This window comes from Streptomyces hesseae, assembly GCF_031845785.1.
Taxonomy (GTDB): Bacteria; Actinomycetota; Actinomycetes; order Streptomycetales; family Streptomycetaceae; genus Streptomyces; species Streptomyces hesseae.
This window is the reverse complement of sequence record NZ_JAVRFI010000072.1, coordinates 1-459: the sequence shown is the minus strand read 5'-3', so window position 1 is coordinate 459 and position 459 is coordinate 1. Positions and strand designations below refer to the sequence as shown.

Annotated in this window: 1 protein-coding gene; it reads left to right on the top strand. The window is 74.5% G+C overall.

Annotated features, from left to right (window positions below):
• Positions 1–416, top strand: a 416-nt coding sequence (locus RM609_RS34245; RefSeq protein ID WP_311616589.1) for an alpha/beta fold hydrolase, incomplete at its 5' end; no start/stop codon positions are given.
• Positions 417–459 lie beyond the last annotated feature (43 nt).

The window sequence follows — 459 nt, the reverse complement described above, 5'->3', positions numbered from 1 at the left end:
ACCCGGAGCAGAAGGAGCGCTCGGCCTACATCAAGCTGTTCTGGCAGCGCGACAAGGCCGAGCGCGTGCTGCTCGAGGACGACGCCCGCCGGCTGCGACGGATCCTCGGCGACGTGCCGCCCGAGGCGATCGACACCTACGTGGCGCACCTGTCGGCGCCGGGGGCGCTCACCGCGGCGCTGGACTGGTACCGGGCGATGAGCTCCTCCACCCCGGTCGACCCGGTCGGCGTGCCGACCACCTACGTGTGGAGCGACGAGGACATGGCCGTGGGCCGGACGGCCGCCGAGGCCTGCGCCGACCAGGTCACCGCCGACTACCGCTTCGTCGAGCTGCCCGGGGTCTCGCACTGGATCCCGGAGAAGGCGCCGCAGGAGCTCGCCGCAGCGATCCTGGACCGGGTCGCCACGGGCTGACCTGCCCCACCCCCGGCGGGGCCCACCACCCCGTCGCGCCGGG